Genomic DNA, 22,575 nt, shown 5'->3' with positions numbered 1-22,575 from the left:
GTCTCATTGTCGGCAAACTGCGCGGCGCGCGTACCACAAGGGGCAACACCGCGGCCGGTTCGCGGCTAGTTCCCGACCGTTACGCTCGTAGCCGGCAGATGCGACTCGACCAGAGGGAACACCAGAAACAGCAGAATCGCGGCGGCGCCCAGGGCCAGGAGCACCGCGAGCGGGATGCGCACCCGTGCCGGCCCAGGCAGGTGTCTGAAAATCCAGCTGTACACAATTCCTCCTACCTGTCCGTGAGCACGGGCGGTGCTCCCTTGCTCTTGTCTCTCGTCTCATCCAGCTCGGCGAACACGATGAGCCTGCTCTTCGCGGAGAAGCGGGGATGGCACGTGGTCAGCGTCATCAGCGACCGGGTCGGCATCTCGCCCAGGCGGCCCGGCACGGGATAGGTCACGTCCAGCCGGTGCGGGTCCACGATCTCGGAGCCGGTGACCCGGTAGGTGAAGTACCTGTCGGCCACCTCGACCACGATGGGGTCCCCCACCTTCAGCTCGTCGACGCGGCTGAACGGCTTCCCGTACGTCGTGCGATGGCCTGAGAGGACGAAGTTCCCGATCCCCCCCGGCGCCGCCGTTCCCGGGAAGTGCCCGGGCCCGCGGCGCAGCACCTCCGTCGTCACCCCTTCGACGACTACGGGGGCGTAGTCGGCACCGAAACGCGGCACGCGCAGCACCGCGATCCCGTCGCCGAGCTCGACCGGCGGGATCGCGGGCCGCCGGTCCGCCGCAGGCCCGCCTGGCTCCGGCACGGCCGGGGCCTGCCGTGCCCAGGCTGTCGTGAGGTCGTGGCGGATCCGGTCCTGCGACCTGGAGGCGAAGATGTCCGTGATCCACAGCTGGTAGCCGAGGAAGAGCACCACCACCACACCGGCGGTGATCATCAGCTCACCGGCGACCCGGGCGATCCGCCCACCGATCGGGCGCGGTGGACCCGGGGCTGCCGGGCTCCGCAGGGTGCCCGGCGCGGCGGCCGTATTCCATCCGTTCTCACCACGGCGCTCGCCGTACCGAGCCTCGTCCCGTGCGCCGCCCGTCACGGCGTCCCCCGCGGCGGCGCCGCCCGGCTGGACCGTCGGCGTGTCCTCCTGGCCGGATGTCGGGCGTCCACTCTGTGCCGGGACGCCGACGAGAGCCGCGTCGGCCGACTGCTCCGCGGTTCGCGGCGACCTGTCGAGCAGGTCCTCGAGCCTGACCAGAGCGCCCTGCTCTGCCTGGGTGCCTGCGGGCGGCTCGGGGGGTGAGTCCGGGGCCGGCAGGAGGGTCCGTGGGTGCTTGTCCTCGCCAGGAGTCCCGCCAGCACTCATGCCGCCACCCTAAGGCATTGCTCCACCACTATCGGTGAGAACATGGCGCGGGTTGAACCCAAAGGGCAGCTCCAGCCGGTGAGCGGCCATCAACTCTTCGTCGCCCAGGAGCGACGCCGTCGAACCGTCCGCCGCGATCACGCCCTGGTCGAGGATCACAGAACGGGCACATAGCTGCAGCGCATAGGGCAGGTCGTGGGTAACCATGATCAATGTCAGGTCGAGGCCGCCCAGCACCTCGGCGAGCTCCCGCCGGCCGGCCGGGTCCAGATTGGCCGACGGCTCGTCGAGGACGAGGACGTCCGGCCGCATGGCGAGCACTGTCGCCACGGCGGCGCGGCGGCGCTCCCCCAGGCTGAGATGGTGCGGCGGCCGGTCGGCGTGTCCGGCGAGCCCGACCGCCGACAGCGCGTCCGCCACCCGGTCCGCCAGCTCCGGCCCACGCAGCCCGAGGTTCGCCGGCCCGAAGGCCACATCCTGGCCCACCGTGGGCATGAACAGCTGGTCGTCCGGATCCTGGAACACCAGGCCCACCCGCCGCCGGATCTCCCGCATCTGCGGGCCGGCGACCGGCATGCCCTCGATGCGAACCGATCCCGCCCCGGCCGTCAGGATGCCGTTGAGGTGCAGCATCAGGGTTGTCTTGCCGGCACCGTTGGGGCCGAGCACCGCGACGCGCTCTCCGCGGGTGATCGCGAGGTCGACCCCGAAGAGCACCTGCCGCCCGTCCGGATAGGCGAACGCGAGCCCGTCGATCTCCACCGCCAGAGGCCGGGCGTCAGGCACGCCGGCCGACCCGGACGGTGCGGCTACCTGGGACGATGCGGTCGCCTCGGACGGCACGACCACCCCGCCGGACCCGGCCGACCCCCTGGCCGCCTTCACAGCGTGCCCAGACCGGTACCGTGGGCCATCACCGCGACCGTCGCGCCGAGCACCACCAGGCCGCCGGCGAGCGTCCACTGGGCCGGCCGCGGCGCGGCGGCGGGCAGCGCACCGGGCAGCGTGCCCGAGTAGCCGCGGGCGAGCATCGCCAGGTGAACCCGTTCCCCGCGCTCGTACGACCGGATGAACAGGGTGCCGAGCGAGGCGGCGAGCACCCCGGTCGCCCGCAGGGAGCGGGGTTCGTGCCCGCGGGACCGGCGGGCCACCGCCATCCGGCTCATCTGGTCGACGACGAGACCCGCATAACGGATCATGAACGAGGCGACCGCGACGATCACGGGTGGCAGCCGCAACCGCTCCAGCCCGACGAGCAGGTCACGGGCCGGGGTGGTCGCGGCGAGCACGATGACGGTCATCAGACCGAGCGTAGCCCGGGCCAGCAGGCCGAACGCCTGCTCCAGCCCGGGCCGCGAGAGCCCCACCCCCAGCACGTCGACGCGCGGGCCCGCGACGACGAACGGCAGCGCCGCCGCGAAGGCCAGGAACGGCAGCTCCAGCGCGAGCCTGCGGGCGACGAGCCGCGGGCGCAGGCGGGCCACCGCGCACAACGTGACCAGCACCAGCAGATGCGCCAGGAACGCCCACCCGGCGGTGATGGGAGTGACCACCACACAGATCACATAACCGAGCGCCGCCACGATCTTGCACTGCGCGGGCATCGTGTGCAGAACGCTGCGCCCGGGCTGATACGGATCAAGGACGTGCACACCACCCATCGTGGGCAGGCCTCTCTACCCGTCCGCCGCGCAGGCGCAGGTCACGGCCGGGCTGCGGGGCCGGCACCGGAGCCCGCGCCCGCCACCACCACCCGATCGCCCGCGCCCGCATCCACGTCCGCGGGCAGAGCGGCACGGGAACGCACCCGCAGCCGGGTGATGCCCAGGACGACGGCGGCACCCACGACGTAGGAGATCGACACCCCGATGACGCCGGCCACCGCCCCGGCGAGCCGCTCGTTCTCGATGCCGGAGACGGCGTAGTCCGCGAGCGGCCAGTCCGCGAACGAGTGGTCCTCCGCCTGCTGGATGAACCCCTTGTCCTCGGCGACCTTCTCCAGTCCGTCCGGGCTCGAGCTGGCGTAGCCGGAGACGAAGCCGGCGAGGACGAGGGCCACGAAGAGACCCGCCACCAGGAAGACCATGTTGCGGCGGTCGCCGAGCACCCCGCCGGCCGGGCCGGCGGGCCCGGCGGGCCGCGGCGTGCCGACGGCCGGGTCCGCCCCGCCGCTGTGCGCCCCGCCGCTGTGCGGCATGCTGCTGTGCGGCATGCCGACGGCGGGGTCTGCCTGGCCGCGGTCGGCGCTGTGCGGGTCGGTCATGAGGAGGCCCTCCCATCCTCGCGGCGGTCCGCCGGCGCGGGCCCACCGGTGCCGGCACCGGCGACTGCGGCCGCCAGACCCGCGCCGGCGGGGGCCGTGGCACCGGCCGGCTCGAAGCGCCGGACCGTCAGGTTCCGCGCCTGGTGCAGATCCCGGGCGCCGTACACGAGATCCGGGCGGGTGCCGAGCACGAGGCTGACGGTCGCCGCTGTGATCGCGGCCTCGCCGATCCCGATCAGGCTGTGCACGCCGAACATCGCGCCGGCGACGCCGCCGAGCGGCAGGTCGACCGTGCCGCCGAGCGCGAACTGGAGCACGAAGACCCCCGCGGCGAGCGGCACCGTGACGAAGGCAGCGACGGCCGAGGCGGCGACCACCACCGGCGCTCTCCGCGGCAGCAGGCGCCTGGCCAGGACAAACAGCCCGTAGCCACCGATGGCGCCGACCAGCGCCATGTTCGTGATGTTGAGCCCGAGCGCGGTGAGGCCACCGTCGGCGAACAGTGCCTGGACGCCCAGCACCACCGCTATCGCGATCGCGCCCAGCCATGGCCCGACGAGCACCGCCGCCAGGGTGCCGCCGAGCAGGTGCCCGCTTGTTCCCATGGCCACCGGGAAGTTCAGCATCTGGCCCGCGAAGACGAAGGCGGCGACGAGGCCGGCGAGCGGAGTGAGCTGGTCCGTGTTCTCCGCACCGGCCCGTTTCACGGCATAGCCGACGCCGGCGACGGCGACGACACCGAACGCCGCGGACGTCGGAGCGTCGATGAACCCGTCCGGGATATGCATGCTCCCCCCTCACCCACGGCCCTCAGCCCGCGGCGCAGCATCTGGAGCGGCAGCGGCGCTGGTCCGTCGTCGCTAAGAATACGCATCTGCGACTACTTTGCAGGAAAAAGCTCCGAGCCCGCTCCCGCGTGAGCGGAAACGAGCGCCCCGGTCGCCAGCCACGCGCCTTCCGCGCCACACAGCCACGACTGGATACTCTGAGTCACCAGCTCGCCATGATTAGCAATCATCCCACCGCGCGCCCGCGCCAGGTCCGGACGAGGTGAGGCCATGAAGACCATCGCGGTGATCATCCACCGGGAGACCGTGGGCCGGACGATGGAACTCGCGGCCCGTCTCGACGTGTCCACGCATCTCGACCAGGTCACCGTGGTGGCCAACGATCTCTCCGCGCGGCCGGCGGGGCTGCCGGCGGGCGTGGGCTGGCTCGTCCCCCCGCGGGACCTCGGCCGGGGTGGCGCCTTCCGGTACGCGGTCGCGTCGATACCGGCGGCGTCCGTCTACCTGCTGGTCGAGAACAACGTGCGGATCGACGACACGGCCATCGGTGCCTGCCTGGAGCTGCTGGCCGGCGCGAACATCGGGGTGGTCGCCCCCCGGCTCGTGGACGAGGCCGGCGCCCGGTCCGTGCCGGCCCGACCGACCCGCTACCTCGTCCTGCCTCGGATCCTGGGGAGTGCTCCGCCGGATCGTCCCAGCGAGGCCAACTGGGTCAGCGGCGCGGTGATGTTCGTCAAGGCCGAGTGCCACCAGCGGGTGGCGATGGACGGTCGCTACTTCCGCGGCCTGGAGGACATCGACTTCTGTCATCGGGTCCGCGACGCCGGCTGGAGCGTGGTGGTCTGCCCCAGGGCGGCCTGGCGGTCGGGCGCGGAAACCGACCCCGGGGTGCTGAGCGACTACTACGAGGTGCGCAACCGCCTGTGGTTCACCCGGATCCGGGGCTGGCGCGGACGCACCGCCGCCGCGGCCCTCTGGACGCTCCTCGCGACCCTGCCGCACGCCGCCACCCGCGGCCACCGACAGCCGCACGCCGGTCGGCTCGTGCTGCGGGGCCTGCTCGACGGCCTCGGCCCACTCCCCCCGAGCGGCGACCCGCAGCCGGACGAACCGCGGACCGCCCGGTGGGCGTCGCCGGGACCGCCCTCAGGCGCCGGCCGCCGCGGCTGACCCACCCGGCGCCGGGCTCGTCGCGCCGGCCGCCGGCTCGCCCGCCGCCGGCTCGGCGGCGCGGGCGGTCGGCACCACGGTCGTGGCACCCCTCGCAGGCGCCGTGAGGAAGACCGACTGCCAGGCGAAGAGGTTCGGGTGGGTGGACAGCGCCCAGCGGTCGGCCCGCTCGACAAGGGGCCGCGCGAGCCACTGCCGGCTGCGCCACCAGGGCAGGCCGCCGCCACCGCCGGCGGCGAGGATGCGCAGGCCGTGCTGCTTGAGCAGCTCGCGCGCCGTCCGGACGGTGAAGAAACGCAGGTGGGTGCCGTCCATGACGCCGGTCTCGGTGTAGTCGAAGCGTCCCAGCAGATGCTTCGCCCGCTCCCGGTAGTGCGCAATGTTCGGGAGCGCCACCGCGATCCGCCCGCCGGGAGCGAGCACCCGCTGCGCCTCCGCGAGGAGACCGGCCGGCTCGACAAGATGCTCCAGGATGTGGGACAGCACCACCAGGTCGTAGGACTCGTCCGCGGCGAAGCGCAGACCCTCGGCCAGGTCCGCGAGTTCGACCCGTTCGCACTCGGCGGCGGCGGCGACGAGCTCCGCGGCGTCCCGTGTCACCCCGGTGACCCGCCAGCCGGCGGCGCGGAGCAGGCGGGCGTTGTCGCCGGCGCCACAGCCGCAGTCCAGTGCCCGGCCGGGCGGAATGTCGACCAGACCGAGCAGCGTTCGGTTCCCGGTGTTGCGGTAGCGGAGATCCAGATCCGTGGTCATCGCCGACACCCTGCTTTCCTGTGGTCCGCGCGTACCCGCGCCCCGGCTAGCTACCTGAAGTGATACTCCAACTACCAAAAGAAGGGATGGAGGGCGGCGGAGCGTGGCGCTGACACGGCCACGCATCACCACAACCACAGAGAGACTCTCTACTATCATTTTCCGTGCCTCTACCTCGCAGATCGCCCGCCCTGACCGCAACAACCGCGACCGATCAGGACGCGGCCGCCCCGCGGGTGCTCCTGCTGCACACCACGACACCGCATCCGGACGCCGCACGTCACCTCACCGCCGTCGCCGCCAGCCTGCGGGCGGGGGGAGCCGAGGTGATCCACCTGACCGCCCGCGAACAGGCCGAGCGGTCCGATCCGGCCCCGGCGACCGGAGCAACCGGAGCGACCAGGGCGGCCGGCGCTCGGCTGCTTCGCCGGGCCGGTCAGCCGGGGGTCGATCTGGCGTTCCACCTCCGCGCGGTATGGACGGCCGCGGCGGGAGCACGGGCGCTGGGCCCCGTGGACAGCGTTGTCGCCGGAGACGTCACTCTTGCTCCGGCCGGGTCCGCCGCCGCCCGGCTGACGGGCGCGAGCCGGGTGCCCGTCCTCTTCCACGGCGTCGACATGTGGACGATGCGCCCGCATCTGCGCCTTCTCCTCCGCCGCGACCCCCTGCTCTACCCGGTGACATCCAGCTCGTTCAGCGCGGGGGCGCTGTCACCGGTACGGATGGGAGCGATCATCCCGCCAGGTCTGGAGCACCGGTGGCGCGAGACCCTGCTCGCCGAGGCCGCGCGCCGCCGGCCGCTGCCGCCGATGCCCACGGTCCTGAGCGTCTTCCCCCTCGGCGACTGGGAGTCCAAGGGGCTGACGACCCTGGTGGACGCACTCGACAGCGCGGCCGCCGCACTCGGGCCGGTGCGGCTGGTGATCGCGGGAGCCGGGCCGGCCCCCGGGGCACTGCACTCCGTCGTCGCAGCGCGAAAGCACACGGAGCTGTCCGAGGACCCCGGTGACGCGGCCCTCGCCCGGCTGTATGCGACCGCTGACCTGTTCGCGTTGTGCACGCGAACCCGCACCAGGCCGCCGGTCAGCGGCGAGGCGCACCCGACCACGCTGCTGGAGGCGCAGCTCGCGGGCTGTGCGGTCATCGGCCCCGCGCAGGGCGGGTCACCGGACGCGTACCAGCGGGGTGCCACCGGATGGACCCCGGCCGACGAGTCGGTGCCGGCGCTGGCCCACATCCTGGAGGATCTGCTCGCGGACCGCGCGCGGCTGGCGCGCGCCGGGCGACTGGCCAGCGAATGGGCACAGAGTGTCACCGACCCCGACGATCATGTCCGGGCCGTCTTCGCCGCCCTGCTCGGGCGTCAGCCACAGCCACGCACCGACAGCGAAGTGGCAGGTCAGGAGCTCACCGGCCAGCCTGCCCCCCGCTCCCCGGAATCTCCCGCGCCCCAGGGGTCCCAGGGGCCGGCCGAGGAGGCCCGGGCCGGCCGCCCCTGATCAGGCCTGGGCCGCGGCCTGCCGGACACGCTCCGGCACCCGCGGGAACACGGCCTGCTCGTAGCGGCGGATCGCGACCAGCAGCCAGCTGTCCGCCGTGTCCGCCGGGGCCTGTCCGGCAGCCGGACGGCCGTCGAGGTTCTGCAGCCGGACGTCGCCGAACCCGGCGAGTTCGACCAGTTCGACCAGGTGGCCGGCTTCACGCGGATGGTGTTCCGGGCGGTACCTGCCCCGCGGGCGCGCCGCCGGTCCTGCGGGCGGCGGGGGTGCCGGCGGGGGCGGGGGCACCGGCGGCGTGGCGGCCAGCCGCACGGTCGGTTGCCGCGGCCGGCCGCCGGCGGGACCGGACACGCTCGCCCGGAGGACGAGACACCCCCCGGGGCGCAGGCTCGTCCACACCGACGTCAGTAGGGCGGAGAGGTCCTCGTCGTCCAGCTGCGTGGCGAGGGTGAGGGAGACCGCGATGTCGACCCGGCGGCCGGACCCGAAGAACTCCCGGGGAGTCCGGTAGTCGATGTTCACCGCATGGTTGAGGACACGCGCGCAGGCGAGGACACCACGCGAGAGGTCCACCGCCTCGACCGACCAGACCCGGCCGGCCACCGCGCGCGCCAGGTAGCCAGGGCCGCAACCGACGTCGAGCAGGTCCTGCTCGGGCGCCAGGTACGGCTCGAGCACATCCCGGACGAACATGTCGTGGGCACCGCGGTCGCGGTGCGCGGACCGGTCCGGGCGCTGGCCGCGGGGGTGGTGGGCGGCAAGGCCCACCAGCCGTAGGGCCAGGCCTGGCCGCCGCGGAGCGGGCGTCACGGCGAGGAGCAGGCGGACCCACCTGGCACCGAGGAAGGTCCGCCCGCCGGTTACCGCGAGAAGCAGTGATCGGAGGTGGGAGACGCGCAGGGGTGCCGCACGATCACCGTCAGTAGGCTGCAGGTCGCTGTCGCTGTCAGGGAGTCCGGGAGCCACAGGTCCTTCCGGACTGCCTGACCGCTGCCTCACAGGGTCCGACCCTGACAGGACGGACACATGAAGTCAACGAACGACTACAGCAAGTTTGACTACTCCAGGTAGTCGCGGAGCTTCTGCGACCGGGAGGGGTGGCGCAGCTTGGACAGGGTCTTCGACTCGATCTGCCGGATGCGCTCCCGGGTCACGCCGAACTCGCGGCCGACCTCCTCCAGCGTCCGCGGATGGCCGTCGGTGAGGCCGAAACGGAGCTGGATCACCTTCTTCTCCCGGTCGGAGAGCGTGTGCAGGACGGAGTCCAGCTGCTCCTGTAGGAGGATGAAGCTCGCGGCGTCCACCGGCACGACCGCGTCGCAGTCCTCGATGAAGTCGCCGAGGTGGGAGTCCTCCTCCTCACCGATCGGCGTCTCCAGTGAGACCGGCTCCTGGGACACCTTCAGGATCTCCCGGACCTTGTCCGGGGTGAGGTCCATCTCCTTGGCGATCTCCTCCGGGCTGGGCTCCCGGCCCAGGTCCTGCAGGAGCTGCCGCTGGATGCGGATCAGCTTGTTGATCGTCTCGACCATGTGCACCGGGATACGGATCGTCCGGGCCTGGTCCGCGATCGCGCGGGTGATGGCCTGGCGGATCCACCAGGTGGCATAGGTGGAGAACTTGTAGCCCTTGGTGTAGTCGAACTTCTCGACCGCCCGGATGAGCCCGAGATTGCCCTCCTGGATGAGGTCCAGGAACAGCATGCCGCGCCCGACGTACCGCTTCGCGATGGAGACGACGAGCCGGAGGTTCGCCTCGACGAGCTTGCGCTTGGCGATCTGCCCGTCCCGCTCGATGGCCTCCAGGTCACGGCGCATCTGCGGGGAGGTCTTCTTCGTCGCCACCGCGAGCTTCTCGGAGGCGAAAAGGCCGGCCTCGATCCGCTTGGCGAGGTCGACCTCCTCCTCCGCGGTCAGCAGCGGGACCTTGCCGATCTCCTTCAGGTACATCCGTACCGGGTCGGAGGTCGGGGCCTTGAGCGCGAGCTCCTCCTCCTCCCGACGCCGACGGGCCAGCAGGTCCGCCTCGTCGGCGTTCTCACCCCCCGCCTCGAGGACCTCGATGCCCTCGTCATTGAGCACCTGCAGGACGGTCTCGGCCTGCTCAGGGGGCAGCTCGGCCGCCTGGATAGCGACCGTGACGTCCTCAGTGGTGAGGAAACCGATCTCCTTGCCACGGGTGATGAGGTCCTTGACCTCGTCCACCTGGGCCTCGCGGGGTAGGACGGTAGGACTCATGGGCGGAATCTCGTCACTTCCTTCTCGGGATCGACCCAGGTTACGCGGCACCTACGCCCCGCTCCCGGAGTTGGAGCCTGTGCTGTTCCAAAGCAATCAGCTCACCGAACGCACGGTTGAAGGCATCAGTGTCGGATGTCGGGTTGAGCCGCTGCACCTGCGACTTCACTTCCCTGATCCGACGGGTCACATGCAGCTCCTGAACACGCGACATCTGTTCGTCGACGTAGCGGTCGTCCACATCGTGGTCGCACAGCACTCCCTCGACCGCGAGCGCGAGGACGAACCGCCGCAGCTCCTCGTCCGGAATCACGTCCACGACCGCACCGGCCCAGCCGAACGGGTCACCGGCCGCGTACAGCCCCGCGCACACCCCGCCCGCGGCGGCGATCGCCTCGCGGACCGCGCGATGCGCGGGAACGGTGAACAGCTCGGCGGCGAGCGTGTCGAACAGCGGGCCGGCCAGCCCCGGGCACTGCAGGGCGAGTTTGAGAGTCTCCCGCTCGACGATGACGGCCGCCTCGTCCGGCGCGGCCTCGAGCTGCCTGCGCCCCGCCGGGCGCGCCCCGCCACCACCGGCACCCGGGGCGCCCTGGCCGCCCGTGGCCACGGCGCCGCTCGCGCCGGAGGGCCTGGCCACGGCACCGCCGCCGGCCGGAGCCTTCGAGCGGTGCTGCCCGACCCGGTCGACCACGAACCGTTCGTCCAGGAAACCGAGCCAGCGGTCCAGGTTCACCGCGTAGCGGTGCCGGATACCGGTGTCCTTGAGCCGGTTCACCAGCGGCGCGGCGGCGTCCAGCGCGGCGAGGCGGCCCTCGGTGGTGTTCAGGTCGTAGCGGTCGATCACGCCGCGGATCGCGAACTCGAACAGCGGCTGCCGGCTGGCCACGAGGTCGCGCACCGCCGCGTCGCCATGCTGCGTCCACAGGTCGCACGGGTCGAGCCCGTCCGGCTGTACCGCGACATAGGTCTGGGTGACGAACCGCTCCTCGTACTCGAAGGCCCGCATGGCGGCGGCCTGCCCGGCCTTGTCCCCGTCGAAGGTGAAGATCACTTCGCCGGGGCGGGAGTCCGAGTCCATCAACAGCCGGCGCACGATGGCGACGTGGTCGCCGCCGAAGGACGTCCCGCAGCTCGCGACGGCCGTGGTGACGCCCGACAGATGACAGGCCATGACGTCGGTGTACCCCTCGACGACCACCACCTGGTAGCGGCGGGCGATGTCACGCCGCGCCAGGTCGGCACCGTAGAGAAGCTTCGCCTTCTTGAACAGCGGCGTCTCCGCCGTGTTGAGGTACTTCGGCCCGGCGTCGGGACCGTCGGCGAGGCGCCGGCCGCCGAAGCCGACGACCTCACCGCCCAGATCACGGATGGGCCACAGCAGCCGGTGGTGGAACCGGTCGATGAGCCCACCGCGCCCGCCGCGCTTGGCAAGCCCGGCCAGCTCCAGCTCCTCGGCCGTGAAGCGGCGCGCGAGCAGGTGCCGGGTCAGCTCGTCCCAGGACGCGGGCGCGTAGCCGAGGCCGAACCGCTCCGCCGCCGACCGGTCGAAGCCACGGGAGGTGAGGAACTCCCAGCCGGCGCGCGCATCCGGAGCGGAGTAGAGCTGCTCGGTGTAGAACTCGGCTGCCAGCCGGTGGGCCTCCAGCAGGCGCTGCCGCTGGCTCGTCACCGCCCGGCTGGTGGTGCCCCCGCCCTCGTAGGTCAGAGTGATCCCGGCCCGGCGGGCGAGGCGCTCGACCGCCTCCGGGAAGCTGAGACCGTCGATCTTGCGGACGAAGGCGTAGACGTCACCGCCCTCGTTGCAGCCGAAGCAGTGGAAGAACCCGACCGAGGGCCGCACGTTGAACGACGGCGACTTCTCGTCGTGGAAGGGACACAGCCCGACCAGGCTGCCGCCGCCGACCGGGCGGAGCTGGACGTGGTCACCGATGACGTCCGCGATGTCCGACCGCTCCCGTACGAGGGCTATGTCAGCGTCACGGATGCGCCCGGCCACCGATTCCCTCCCTGGTCACGTCCGGCGGGCCCGCCATCGCGGGCTCCGATGTCACTGGATAGACGGCGCCGCCCCGCCTGGGGTTGCGCACCGCGGGTATCTCGTGTCCGGTCACCTGGTACGACGCGGCCAGCGGCCCGGCCCGCCCGGGGCGCCCTCGCCGCCGACCGGACGGATCCGCTGATGACGTCGGTGTCAACGGTCCTTTCGCGTGATGGTACTTGTCATCCGGCCGACAGTGTCGATCATGCCACGCGCGGAGCCGGGAGCGACCGCCCCTCGCCCCGACGGAACGCGCCGTCCGGGCCGCACCGTCCGAGCCGCGCCGCGAGACGACGGCCGGCACCGTCCGGCACACCCTCGCGGAGACCATGATGCGACACAGGCCACATCGGAAGCCACCGACGAACCACGCCCGTCACTCCAGTGTCGCGCCACGACCCCATCCCATCCCAAACGCAGCCGGCAACGATCACAGCGTACGTCGTTTTTCGCTGGTCACAGCACCCTCTGTGGTGGTCGGCCCGTCAGTGCCCTACTCCGGGGGCCCGCGGGCCGGGCGCGCGAGGGGAACCGCCCAACGGGTTGACGACCCGTGTTCTCCCACCGCGCGGACGACACGCCGGTGAGCGCGGGACGAACGAGACCCGTTCGAGGGTGTTCAGCCTCTCACCCAGAGTGAGATTCCGGCCATCGAGGCAGGTCACAGTCCCGTGCCAGCGGGGTAATACCACTCACTGACCACGAAGCTGAGCGTATCGAGGCGATTCTCGTACCTACGTCGATCGCAACAACGATACTTTGGGCGCACCCCGTTCCCCCAACTCGGCCCGGAGGCCCGCCGTGGACAAGATCGTCAAGTACGGTGCGATCGCGTTCCTCATCTTTTTCATCGTCACCGCACCGGACAGCGCCGCGAGCATCATCGACCGGGTGTTCGGGTGGCTTGAGGACATCGGGAACGGAGCGTCCGAGTTCGTGACAGACACAGCCCTGTGATCCGCCTCCTCCCCGGCCCGGCGTCTGCGACACTTCGACCGTGGTGAGACTCCAGCTTCCGGACCCAGCGCTGCGGGACACCAAGTACCTCGCGTCCCAGGAGCGCCTGGTCATGATGGTGCGGCTGCACTGGGCCATCATGCTGCCGGTCCTCCTGCAGACACTGGGCGCGGCGCTGCTCGCCCTCGCCGTGAACGTCCTCCTGACTCTGGAGGACATCGACACGGGTCCCATCACCACACTGCTGTGGTGGTTCGCGCTCTTCATGATCCTCCGAATGCTCTGGAAGATCGCGGACTGGCACTTCGACCACCTGATGATCACGGACAAGCGTCTGCTGAAGGTGTCGGGCATCTTCTTCCGCAAGGTCCAGACGATGCCGCTGTCGAAGATCACCGATCTCACCTACAACCGGGACCCGCTCGGGCGGCTCCTCGGGTACGGCGAGTTCGTCGTCGAGTCAGCCGGCCAGGACCAGGCTCTCTCGAAGATCAGCTTTCTTCCCCGGCCGGACCGGCTCTACCTCACCCTGGTCGACATGACCTTCGGCGGCGGCCCGTCCCCGGCAGGGGACGACTGATCGCCCCGGGGGCCGTCCGCACTCACCGCCGGCGGCCCGCCACTCCTGCCCACGGGAAGGTCACCCGGGCAACACGCGCGGTAGACGAATGACCCACCCCTGGCGTCTCGGCCGAAAGTTAACCTAAGCTGAACGCCTTCCGTCCGGGTCGATGCGTTTCACCTGCGGATTCGCCTCCTTGACGCCAGTCGCCGACGCATGGTCGTCCACCCGGGCTCCTCATCGACGGCGAGGGTCGGGGCGAAACAGACGATGCCTGTCAGCGACGGCGTTCCGTTCGCACGCGGCCTGCGTGCCTTCGGTGACCGGCTTGCGGTGGTCGCCGCGAGCGGGCCGGTACTCACCTACCGGCAGCTCGCGGACCAGGTGGAGCACGCCGCCACGAGGCTGGGCCGGTCACGGCGCCTGGTGATGCTCGCGGACCCCACCGGGCTGGCGGACGATCCCGAGCCACTCGTCCTCTATCTCGCGGCCCTCGCCGCCGGGCACCCGGTGCTGCTCACGGGGCCGGGCCGCGACGAGTCCCGCGAGCTCGCCGCGGCCTACCGCCCCGATGTCGTCCTGGCCCGCGGGACCGACGGCTGGGAGTTCCACGAGCACGACACCGGCCGGTCCGCCCGCGATCTGCACCCCGACCTCGCACTGCTGCTGTCCACCTCGGGCTCGACCGGCTCGGCGAAACTCGTTCGGCTCTCGGCCCGCGGGGTCCAGGCCAACGCCGAGGCGATCGCCTCCTACCTGGGCATCCGGGACAGCGACCGCGCGCCGGTCCAGCTGCCCGTTCACTACTGCTACGGCCTGTCGGTGGTGAACAGCAACCTCAGCCGCGGCGCAGGACTGCTCCTGACCGAGGGCTCCGTGACCGAGGAGCGGTTCTGGTCGACCTGGCGGACCTGGGGCGGGACCAGCCTGCACGGCGTCCCGCACACCTTCGACCTGCTGGACCGGATCGGCTTCGCCGGCATGGACCTGCCCGGCCTGCGTTATGTCACCCAGGCCGGGGGCGCGCTGGCGCCGCACCGCGTCCGCGAGCTCGCGCTTCTCGGCCGGCACCGCGGCTGGGAATTCTTCGCGATGTACGGCCAGACCGAGGCGACCGCGCGGATGGCCTACCTTCCACCGGAGCTCGCCGCGACGCGCCCCGAGGCCGTCGGCCGGCCCATCCCCGGCGGCTCCTTCGAGATCGTTCCCGATCCCGACCAGCCCTCGCGGGGAGAACTGATCTACCGCGGGCCGAACGTGATGATGGGGTACGCCGCGGGCGTCGCCGACCTCGCGGCCGGCGCCACCGTCCAGGCCCTCGCGACCGGTGACATCGCGCGCCGGGCACCGGACGGGCTCTACGAGATCGTCGGGCGGGCATCGAGGTTCGTGAAGCTGTTCGGGCTGCGCATCGACCTGGACCGCACCGAGCTCCTCCTTGCCGAGCACGGCCTGAACGCCGCCTGCGTCGGCACGGACGACCAGCTGACCGCCGTGGTGGCGACAGCCGACGGGGCCGATCTCGACCAGGCGGCCGCCGTTCTGACCAGCCGGCTGCGGCTGCCGGTCAGCCATGTCCGGGTACTGGCCGTCAAGGACATCCCACGCCGACCCAACGGGAAGATCGACTACCCGGCCCTCCGCACGCTGACGGAGTCGGGACTGCCCGCGGACCCGCCGGCACCCGTGTCATCCGAGCTGCGGGCACGCTTCGCCCGGGTCCTGGGACACAGCGAGGTCGCGGACGACGCAACCTTCGTCGGGCTCGGCGGCGACTCGCTGACCTACGTGCGGATGTCGCTGGAGATCGAGCGCGCCCTCGGATCCCTCCCGCCGTCGTGGCCCTCCATGACCGTGGCCGACCTCGAGCTCCTCGCGGTGCGGCGGGCCGAGAGCACTCGCGGGCGCCTCCGGCCGGGCGGGCCGGCACGGTTCGGGTGGCTCGCCCGGGTGTGGCGCGGCGGCGCGGCGCGGGCCGGCGGGCTGCGGACCGTCGAGACCAACGTCGTGCTGCGCGCGATCGCCCTGGTGCTCGTCATCGCCAACCACATCGGGTTGTTCCACCTGCTCGGCGGGGCACATCTGCTCCTCGTCGTGGCCGGCTGGAGCTTCGCGCGGTTCTGCCTGCCGGCCGCCGCATCCGGCCAGGGCGGCGCACCGGACACGGCGACCAGCCGGCGGATTCTGGTCGCCGCCACCCGGATTGCGCTGCCCTCGATGCTCTGGCTGGCATGGCGGGCCATCGCGACCTCGGACGTGCACTGGTCGAACGTCTCGCTGCTGGACAACTACCTGCGCGGCGGGGTGCCGGGCTACTGGTTCGTCGAGGTCCTCGTGCAGGTGCTGGTCGCGCTCGCGGTGCTCTTCACGATCCCCGCGGTACGCGGCTGGGAGCGGCGGCACGGGTTCGGGTTCGCGCTCGCGGTGCTGGGGGTCGCGCTGGTGGCCAACATCCCGACGGACAACACGGGGACCTTCCCCAGCGCCTTCTACGTGACCCATGGCGCCATGTGGTTCTTCGTGCTCGGCTGGCTCGCCCAGCGGGCCGCCGGCACAGCCGCACGGCTGGCGGTACTCGGGATCGCCGCCCTGGCGGTACCGGGGTACTTCGGCGACCCAGCCCGGGAGACGGTGGTGCTCGCGGGCCTTTCCGCGCTCCTCTTCGTCGCCCGGCTGCCGCTGCCCGGGTTGCTTGTCACGGCCGCCGGGACGATCGCCGGCGCCTCCCTCTACACCTACCTGACGCATTACACGGTCTACGAGGTCGCGCTGCGCCACCTTGACCCGCTGCCGGTTCTCCTCCTCTGCCTCACCGTCGGTACCGCGGTCGCCGCCGCGGCCGGGCGGGCACGCTCGCTGCCGCTGCCGCTGCCGGGGCTGGCCACGGTCCCGCGCGCCGCGGCCGCGTTCCTGCGCGCCTGCCGCCGGGCGGCCGCGACACCACACGCGCTGGCCCTGGCCGGCCCGTCCGCCGGGCCCATCGGTCTGGGCCAGCCGCTCACACTCGCCTTCGGTCGTCTGAACCGGCCCGGATGACGCACCCGCCCGGAGGCCTGTCGCACCGCCCGTATGGTGGGTGGAATGAGTCCTGACGAGCCGGTGCCGCCCGGCCGTCCGCAGGAGGCGACGGGCCCGCCCGCCGGCCGGCGGGCCAGGGGGTCTCTGGAGACGGAGATCATCGAGATCCTGCACCGGTCCGAGGTCGCGCTGTCCCCGGCGCAGGTACGCGCTCGGCTGCCCGGCTCCTCCCTGCTCTCCTACAGCGCCGTCGTCACGACCCTGACCCGGCTGCACGCGAAGGGCCTGGTCACCCGCAGGCGTCACGGCCGCGCGTACCGCTACACCGCGGGGGACGCAGCCTCCGTCGCCGCGCGGCGAATGACCCGGTTGCTGGACGACCAGGCTGACCACCGACTCGCCCTCACCCACTTCCTCGCCGCGTTGTCACCCGGCGACGAGGCGTTGCTGCGCGCCCTGATCACCGAGTCCGATGCCCCTCCGCACGACGGGTCCGGCGCCGAGGACGAGCCCCCGGCCGCCCGCGACCGGCGGCAACCCCGTGCTTGACCATCTCCTGGTGTCGGTGGTCGCCGCCCCGCTGCTGACGATGCTGGCTCTCCGCCTGCTGGTGGACCGGGTGTGGCCCCGCACGGTGGTCACGACCGGAACCGCCGCTGCGCTGTTGGTGGCCGCGGCGAGCATGATCAGCCTTGTGGCGCTGGCCGCACCGGCCGCGATCAGCCTGAGTGGGCTGGTGGCCGGCGGTGTTCCAGGCGGCGAGGCCTGGCAGAACACGGTGCAGCCCCGTTGGGTGGCCTGGGTCGCTCTGGCCGCGCTGCTCGCCCAGGTGACGATGGTGGCTGCGACGGCCCGCAGGCAGTGGACCGGTCTGCGGGCCGCCCGGGCGGAGGCGGCCGCCCTGCCCGGCACCGACGACATCACGGTGGTCACCGACGAGAGAGTGGATGCGTTCGCGCTGCCCGGCGCACCGGGCCGGGTTGTCATCACCAGCGGCATGATGACGGCGCTCACCGCCGAGCAGCGCGAGGTCGTCCTCGCCCATGAGCGAGCCCACCTGGCCGCGCGCCACCATCGCCACACCTTCGCCGCACGGCTCGCCGCGGCCGCGCATCCGGGGCTGCGGCCGCTCGCGCCCCTGCTGGCGTACGCGGTGGAGCGCTGGGCGGACGAAGCGGCCGCCCGGGTCGTCCGCGACCGCGGCGCCGTCGCCCGGGGGATCACCGCAGCAGCGCTGCTGACCAGCTCATCCGATGCTCCTCGCGGCAAGGCCGCGCTGCACATCGGGAGCCTTCGCCGGGACCTCTGCGCCCGTCACGGCGGCCGGCGGCCCGGCGGGGCCCTGGGCGACGGACCTGACGGCCCACGGCGATCGGCCCGGCGGCTGCCGCTGCCCAACGGCTCCGGACCTGTCCCCCGACGGGTCGCGGCGATGCTGGCTCCGGCGCTGACCAACCGGCCCATCCGGGTGCTGCTGTCCGTGCTGCCGGCCGCACTGGCCGCGGCCTCCTGCGGGCTCGCGGTCGAGGCGATGGTCGATCTCCCTCTTCCTGGCGCGCTCGACGGCGACTGCTGACGGCCCGCCAGCCGGTTTCGGCGCGACAGCGCGGCACCAGCGGGAGGCTGGCCGGCGAAGGCACAGGTCAGAGCGCCACGTCCGGACCGTTGGACGAATGCAGTGATCTGGGCCACAGTCGACCGAACTAAAGTAAAGCTAGTCTAAGTTCTACAAACATCGTAGAAGTTGCGCCGGGCCCGGTCGCGCCGCCAGCACGTCTCATCAAGAGGACCTCAGCCATGCCTGGATTCCGCGTGCCCACACACGACCACGTCCCGCCTGGGTCGACCGCACGACACGGCCGCTTCCGGCGCCGGCCGCGGCCCGCCTCCCGCGCTGCGCTCGTCGTCACCCTGCTCGCCGTCACGGCCCTGGCCGCCTGCGGCAGCGAGGACGGGGGCGGGGAGTCCCTCACCCTGTACAGCGGCCGCAACGAGCAGCTGATCGCGCCGCTGCTCGAACAGTTCACGGCCGAGACCGGCATCGACGTCGACGTCCGGTACGGCAACACCGCCCAGATGGCGGCGCAGCTGCTGGAAGAGGGTGACCGCTCCCCAGCCGACGTCTTCCTCGCCCAGGACGCCGGCGCCCTCGGCGCCGTGGCCAAGAAGGGCCTGTTCGCTCCGCTGCCCGCCGAGGACCTGTCGGCGGTACCGGAGGGCTTCCGTTCCACGGACGGTGTGTGGGTCGGAGTCACGGCACGGTCCAGGGTGCTGGTCTACAACGAGGCAGCGGTGCCCGAGGCAGAGCTGCCCGCGTCGGTCTTCGAGCTCACCGAGCCCCAGTGGCGCGGCCGGCTCGGAGTGGTGCCGACCAACGCGTCGTTCCAGGCGTTCGTCACCGCGATGACGGTGCTGCACGGGGAGGACCGCGCCCGGGAGTTCCTGGCCGGGCTCGCGGCCAACGAGCCGCAGATCCGCGACAGCAACGTCGCGGTCCTCGAGGAGGTCGACGCCGGTCGGCTGGACGCCGGCCTGATCAACCACTACTACGCCGGTGAACTCGCCGCCGAGCGCGGCGTCAGGCCGGACGAGCTCGACGCCCGCCTGCATTTCTTCCCGGGTGGCGACATCGGTGCGCTGGTCAACGTCGCCGGGGTCGGCGTCCTCGCCACGGCGGCCGACGACCCCGAGGCACGGGCGTTCGTCGACTACCTTCTCGGGCCGCAGGCGCAGCGGTACTTCGCCGAGCGGACCTTCGAGTACCCCGTCGCGGCGGGGGTGGCCGGCCCGGCCGGCCTGCCCGCGCTGGACGAACTGACCGCCCCGGACATCGACCTCGACGACCTCGACGACCTGGAGAAGACGATCACTCTCATCCAGGCCTCGGGCCTGACCCCCTGAGCGCCGTGTCACGGGCTGTCGAGCCGCGGACTGCCGAGCCGCGGGCTGCCGAGTCACGGGCTGCCGAGCCGCGGGCTGCCGAGCCGCGGGCTGCCGAGTCACGGGCTGCCGAGCCGCGGGCTGCCGAGCCGCGGGCTGCCGAGCCGATCGGGAGGCCGGCGGCGGGGGCGGCGCCCATCCGGCTGCCGCTGCCGCGTCGGCCGGCGCTGTCCCTGGCGGCGCTGGGCGCGGCGGCGGTGGCGGTGCTCCCGTTGGTCTACCTGCTGGTCCGCGCGGTCGAGCCGGGCTGGGCCCGATGGGCCGACACGGTGCTGACCGCACGCGTGGCCGAGCTGACCGCGCGCAGTCTGGCGCTGGCCGCGGTGGTCACCGTCAGCTGTGTGGTACTCGGTGTCGGCTCGGCCGTCGCCGTCACCCGCACCGATCTGCCGGCCCGGCGCGCCTTCGCCGTGCTGGCGGCGCTCCCCCTCGCGGTGCCGACCTACATCGCCGCCTTCACCTGGGTGTCGACGTTCCGTGGGCTGGAGGGGTTCTGGCCGGCGGCGCTCGTGTTGACGCTGTGCTGCTACCCCTACGTGTTCCTGCCGGTGACAGCAGCCCTGGTCGGGGCGGACCCCGCGCAGGAGGAGGTGTCGGCGTCGCTCGGGCGGGGCCCGCTGCGCACCGGTCTCGCGGTGACACTCGGGCAGATCCGCCCGGCGGTCAGCGCAGGCGCGCTGCTGGTCGCGCTGTATGTACTGTCCGACTTCGGGGCGGTGTCCATCCTGCGTACGGACACGTTCACCCGGGCGGTCTTCGTGACCTTCGATCTGGGCTTCGACCGGACCGGCGCGGTGATGCTGTCCACGGCACTGGTCGGGCTGACCGTGGTCGTCCTGGGTGCGGAGAGCGCGACGCGCACGAGACAGGCTCGCTACACCCGGCTCGGCTCGGGTGCCCGGCGGCCACATCCGCGGCAACGCCTGGGACGGGCCAGGTGGCCGGCCGCGACGGCCATGGCCGGACTGTCCGCGCTGGCTCTGGGCCTGCCGGCGGTGAACCTGGCGCGGCGGCTGGCCAGCGGGGTCTCCGAACCCGGCGCCCTGGGCGAGGTGGCACGCGCCACGGGTGCGACGCTGTCTCTGGCCGGCGCGGGCGCGGCACTGACCACGGCCCTCGCCCTGCCGGTCGGCCTGCTCGCCGTCCGCGCGCCCGGGCGCCTGTCGGCGCTGCTGGAGCGGCTGACCTATCTCTCCCACGCGCTGCCCGGAGTCGTGATCGGCCTGTCGCTGGTCTTCTTCGGCGTCAACGTCGCCTATCCCCTTTACCAGAGCACCTGGCTGCTCGCGCTCGGCTACGCCGCGCTGTTCATGCCGCTTGCCGTGGCCGGCATCGCCGCGGCAGCCGCGCAGGCGCCGGCCGTTCTCGAGGAGGTCGCCGCCTCCCTGGGGGCGCGCCCGCTCGGTGTACTGCGCAGGGTGACCCTGCCGCTGATGCTTCCCGGCGTCGCGTCCGGCGCCGCGCTGGTCTTCATCGCCTGTGTCAAGGAGCTGCCGGCGACCCTGCTGCTGCGCCCGACCGGCATGGACACGCTGGCCACCGAGCTGTGGACGCAGACGAGCGTGGCGGCCTACGCGGCGGCGACCCCGTATGCCGCCCTGTTGTTGATGGTCTCGGCCGGACCCGCCTGGCTGCTGGCCCGGCGCACCGGCGTGCTGGCCGAGCGCGGAACGGGGGTGCTCCGTTGAGCCGCAGCCGACCAGCGCGCTCGCCCCGGCCGGAGCGGCCGGAGCGGTCAGCCCCGCTCGCCGGCCCCGGCCCGGGCGGGGACCCGCCGGCGCTGAGGATTCGCGGGGCGGTACGCGGCTTCGGCTCGGTCCGGGCGCTCGACGGCCTCGACCTCGACGTGCCGGCGGGCTCGCTGATGGCCGTGCTCGGCCCGTCCGGCTGCGGGAAGACCACCCTGCTGCGGGCGGTCGCCGGCTTCGAGCGCCTGGACGCGGGCGAGATCAGCGTCCTGGGCAGGACCGTCGCCGGACGCGGAGTCCACCTTCCGCCGCACCATCGGCATGCCGTTGTCGTGCCGCAGGAAGGCGCGCTGTTCCCGCACCTCGACGTCGCCCGCAACGTCGGCTTCGGGCTGGACCACGCCGCCCGCCGTTCCAGCCGGATCTCCGAGGTGCTGGCGCTGGTGGGACTGGAGGGCTTCGAGCACCGCATGCCGCACCAGCTCTCCGGAGGCCAGCAGCAGCGGGTCGCGATCGCACGCGCCCTCGCGCCCCGCCCGGCTCTGGTCCTGCTGGACGAGCCGTTCACCGCGCTGGACGCCGGGCTGCGCGCTGTGCTGCGCCGCGAGGTGCGCGCGGCGCTGCTCGCCGACGGGACCACCGCGATCCTGGTCACCCATGACCAGGACGAGGCGCTGGGCATGGCCGACCTGGTGGCGGTGCAGCGGGCGGGGCGGATCGTCCAGGTCGGCCCGCCGCACCAGGTCTACACGCGGCCGGCGGACCCGTGGGTGGCTGGATTCGTGGGCGAGGCCGCGCTGGTGCGCGGATGGTGGGACGGCGACCAGGTCCGCACACCGCTGGGCACGGTCCCCGTGGCCGCTGCCGACGCCGCCGCGACGGGCATCACCGCGCCCGGCCCGGGCACCTGCGGCGGCCGACCGGCGCGGGTCACGGTGCTCGTCCGGCCCGAACAGGTCGCGGTCACGGCCGCGCCGACGGACCTGCGTACCGGGAGACCATCCACCACCGACCCGGGAAGCGACCCGGGAAGCGACCCGGATCTCGCGGACGCCACCCGGATCGGGCCGGGTCGCGTCGCCCGCGTCGTCGCCCGGGAGTTCCGCGGCCACGAGGTGCTGGTCACCCTCGACTTCCAGGACGACGGGGGATCCCCCGCGCAGCTGCGCGCCCGGACCGGGGTGGCGACCGATCAGCCCGCCTTCGAGGTCGGTGACCAGGTGCTCGCCACGCTGCGGAGCACCGCGCGGCTCTGGCCCGACCCGTCCCCGTGACGTCCGGGGCACCCGGCAGACCGCGGGCCGCCCGCGCTGGTGGCGACCAGCGCGGGCGGCCCGCGGTCGTGCG

The 22,575-nt window shown here is 72.8% G+C and carries 19 protein-coding genes; 10 read left to right on the top strand and 9 right to left on the bottom strand.

Features of this window, described 5'->3' with window-relative positions; genetic code table 11:
- Nucleotides 1-232: 232 nt before the first annotated feature.
- The 5 genes from B207_RS0130195 to B207_RS0130175 all read right to left on the bottom strand — a co-directional run bounded on the left by B207_RS0130195 (nucleotide 233) and on the right by B207_RS0130175 (nucleotide 4,363).
- A complete protein-coding gene (locus B207_RS0130195; RefSeq protein WP_018640437.1) occupies nucleotides 233-1,312 on the bottom strand; it encodes a class E sortase in 1,080 nt (359 codons plus the stop codon).
- A gap of 9 nt (nucleotides 1,313-1,321) precedes the next feature.
- Nucleotides 1,322-2,098 carry an energy-coupling factor ABC transporter ATP-binding protein gene (locus tag B207_RS0130190; RefSeq protein ID WP_035743062.1) on the bottom strand — a complete coding sequence of 259 codons (777 nt, stop codon included), beginning with the start codon at nucleotides 2,096-2,098 and terminating at the stop codon, nucleotides 1,322-1,324.
- Between the two features lie 95 nt (nucleotides 2,099-2,193).
- Nucleotides 2,194-2,973 carry a cobalt ECF transporter T component CbiQ gene (cbiQ, locus tag B207_RS0130185; protein ID WP_026311594.1) on the bottom strand — a complete coding sequence of 260 codons (780 nt, stop codon included), beginning with the start codon at nucleotides 2,971-2,973 and terminating at the stop codon, nucleotides 2,194-2,196.
- 41 nt (nucleotides 2,974-3,014) lie between these two features.
- Nucleotides 3,015-3,575, bottom strand: a complete 561-nt coding sequence (locus B207_RS39305) for a PDGLE domain-containing protein (protein WP_018640434.1) — start codon at nucleotides 3,573-3,575, stop codon at nucleotides 3,015-3,017.
- Nucleotides 3,572-4,363: an energy-coupling factor ABC transporter permease gene (locus B207_RS0130175; protein ID WP_018640433.1), complete on the bottom strand. Its 792-nt coding sequence runs from the start codon at nucleotides 4,361-4,363 to the stop codon at nucleotides 3,572-3,574. The genes B207_RS39305 and B207_RS0130175 overlap by 4 nt, the downstream gene beginning before the upstream one ends.
- Before the next feature lie 270 nt (nucleotides 4,364-4,633).
- Between B207_RS0130175 and B207_RS0130170 the strand changes: the two genes are divergently transcribed.
- On the top strand, nucleotides 4,634-5,533 hold the full coding sequence (locus B207_RS0130170) for a glycosyltransferase family 2 protein (RefSeq protein ID WP_018640432.1): 900 nt from the start codon (nucleotides 4,634-4,636) through the stop codon (nucleotides 5,531-5,533).
- On the opposite strand, the gene B207_RS0130165 is transcribed toward B207_RS0130170, so the two are convergent.
- Nucleotides 5,510-6,286, bottom strand: a complete 777-nt coding sequence (locus B207_RS0130165) for a class I SAM-dependent methyltransferase (protein WP_018640431.1) — start codon at nucleotides 6,284-6,286, stop codon at nucleotides 5,510-5,512. The genes B207_RS0130170 and B207_RS0130165 overlap by 24 nt on opposite strands.
- 164 nt (nucleotides 6,287-6,450) lie before the next feature.
- Here B207_RS0130165 and B207_RS0130160 point away from each other — a divergent pair, with 164 nt between their 5' ends.
- Nucleotides 6,451-7,785, top strand: coding sequence for a glycosyltransferase family 4 protein (locus tag B207_RS0130160; protein WP_154675719.1), 1,335 nt, complete (start codon nucleotides 6,451-6,453; stop codon nucleotides 7,783-7,785).
- Here B207_RS0130160 and B207_RS36360 read toward each other — a convergent pair whose 3' ends face one another.
- The 3 genes from B207_RS36360 to dnaG form a co-directional block, all read right to left on the bottom strand.
- On the bottom strand, nucleotides 7,786-8,751 hold the full coding sequence (locus B207_RS36360; RefSeq protein WP_018640429.1) for a class I SAM-dependent methyltransferase: 966 nt from the start codon (nucleotides 8,749-8,751) through the stop codon (nucleotides 7,786-7,788).
- A gap of 92 nt (nucleotides 8,752-8,843) precedes the next feature.
- Nucleotides 8,844-10,022: an RNA polymerase sigma factor gene (locus B207_RS0130150; protein WP_006538863.1), complete on the bottom strand. Its 1,179-nt coding sequence runs from the start codon at nucleotides 10,020-10,022 to the stop codon at nucleotides 8,844-8,846.
- 40 nt (nucleotides 10,023-10,062) lie between these two features.
- Nucleotides 10,063-12,021, bottom strand: a complete 1,959-nt coding sequence (gene dnaG / locus B207_RS0130145) for a DNA primase (RefSeq protein ID WP_018640428.1) — start codon at nucleotides 12,019-12,021, stop codon at nucleotides 10,063-10,065.
- Between the two features lie 843 nt (nucleotides 12,022-12,864).
- Between dnaG and B207_RS40905 the strand changes: the two genes are divergently transcribed.
- From B207_RS40905 to B207_RS39300, 8 genes are all read left to right on the top strand, one after another.
- Complete coding sequence (locus tag B207_RS40905; protein ID WP_018640427.1) at nucleotides 12,865-13,020, top strand: hypothetical protein; 156 nt, start codon at nucleotides 12,865-12,867, stop codon at nucleotides 13,018-13,020.
- A 40-nt stretch (nucleotides 13,021-13,060) separates the two neighbouring features.
- Complete coding sequence (locus B207_RS0130135) at nucleotides 13,061-13,600, top strand: PH domain-containing protein (RefSeq protein WP_026311593.1); 540 nt, start codon at nucleotides 13,061-13,063, stop codon at nucleotides 13,598-13,600.
- Between the two features lie 252 nt (nucleotides 13,601-13,852).
- On the top strand, nucleotides 13,853-16,618 hold the full coding sequence (locus tag B207_RS0130130; protein WP_230205318.1) for an AMP-binding protein: 2,766 nt from the start codon (nucleotides 13,853-13,855) through the stop codon (nucleotides 16,616-16,618).
- A gap of 45 nt (nucleotides 16,619-16,663) precedes the next feature.
- Nucleotides 16,664-17,149, top strand: a complete 486-nt coding sequence (locus B207_RS36355; protein ID WP_018640424.1) for a BlaI/MecI/CopY family transcriptional regulator — start codon at nucleotides 16,664-16,666, stop codon at nucleotides 17,147-17,149.
- Nucleotides 17,142-18,176, top strand: a complete 1,035-nt coding sequence (locus B207_RS0130120) for a M56 family metallopeptidase (protein WP_018640423.1) — start codon at nucleotides 17,142-17,144, stop codon at nucleotides 18,174-18,176. Before B207_RS36355 ends, B207_RS0130120 begins: the two co-directional genes overlap by 8 nt.
- Nucleotides 18,177-18,511: 335 nt before the next feature.
- Complete coding sequence (locus tag B207_RS0130115; protein ID WP_407671486.1) at nucleotides 18,512-19,501, top strand: iron ABC transporter substrate-binding protein; 990 nt, start codon at nucleotides 18,512-18,514, stop codon at nucleotides 19,499-19,501.
- Nucleotides 19,502-19,689: 188 nt separating this feature from the next.
- Complete coding sequence (locus tag B207_RS0130110) at nucleotides 19,690-21,228, top strand: ABC transporter permease (RefSeq protein ID WP_154675729.1); 1,539 nt, start codon at nucleotides 19,690-19,692, stop codon at nucleotides 21,226-21,228.
- Nucleotides 21,229-21,320: 92 nt separating this feature from the next.
- The gene (locus B207_RS39300; RefSeq protein ID WP_035743049.1) at nucleotides 21,321-22,502 is read left to right on the top strand and encodes an ABC transporter ATP-binding protein; all 1,182 of its coding nucleotides are present in this window, start codon (nucleotides 21,321-21,323) and stop codon (nucleotides 22,500-22,502) included.
- The last annotated feature ends 73 nt before the right edge of the window (nucleotides 22,503-22,575 follow it).

Origin of the sequence: Parafrankia elaeagni, assembly GCF_000374165.1 — a bacterium.
Taxonomy (GTDB): domain Bacteria; phylum Actinomycetota; class Actinomycetes; order Frankiales; family Frankiaceae; genus Parafrankia; species Parafrankia elaeagni.
Note: the sequence above shows the minus strand (reverse complement) of the source record. Positions and strands in the feature narration are given on the sequence as shown.

Bases quoted from the DNA above. Each gene is read 5' to 3' on its own strand.
- B207_RS0130130 (WP_230205318.1), top strand. From the start codon at position 13,853: ATGCCTGTCAGCGACGGCGTTCCGTTCGCACGCGGCCTGCGTGCCTTC.
- B207_RS0130170 (WP_018640432.1), top strand. From the start codon at position 4,634: ATGAAGACCATCGCGGTGATCATCCACCGGGAGACCGTGGGCCGGACG.
- B207_RS36355 (WP_018640424.1), top strand. From the start codon at position 16,664: ATGAGTCCTGACGAGCCGGTGCCGCCCGGCCGTCCGCAGGAGGCGACG.
- cbiQ (WP_026311594.1), bottom strand. From the start codon at position 2,973: ATGGGTGGTGTGCACGTCCTTGATCCGTATCAGCCCGGGCGCAGCGTT.
- B207_RS0130150 (WP_006538863.1), bottom strand. From the start codon at position 10,022: ATGAGTCCTACCGTCCTACCCCGCGAGGCCCAGGTGGACGAGGTCAAG.
- B207_RS0130175 (WP_018640433.1), bottom strand. From the start codon at position 4,363: ATGCATATCCCGGACGGGTTCATCGACGCTCCGACGTCCGCGGCGTTC.
- B207_RS0130195 (WP_018640437.1), bottom strand. From the start codon at position 1,312: ATGAGTGCTGGCGGGACTCCTGGCGAGGACAAGCACCCACGGACCCTC.
- B207_RS39305 (WP_018640434.1), bottom strand. From the start codon at position 3,575: ATGACCGACCCGCACAGCGCCGACCGCGGCCAGGCAGACCCCGCCGTC.
- B207_RS0130165 (WP_018640431.1), bottom strand. From the start codon at position 6,286: ATGACCACGGATCTGGATCTCCGCTACCGCAACACCGGGAACCGAACG.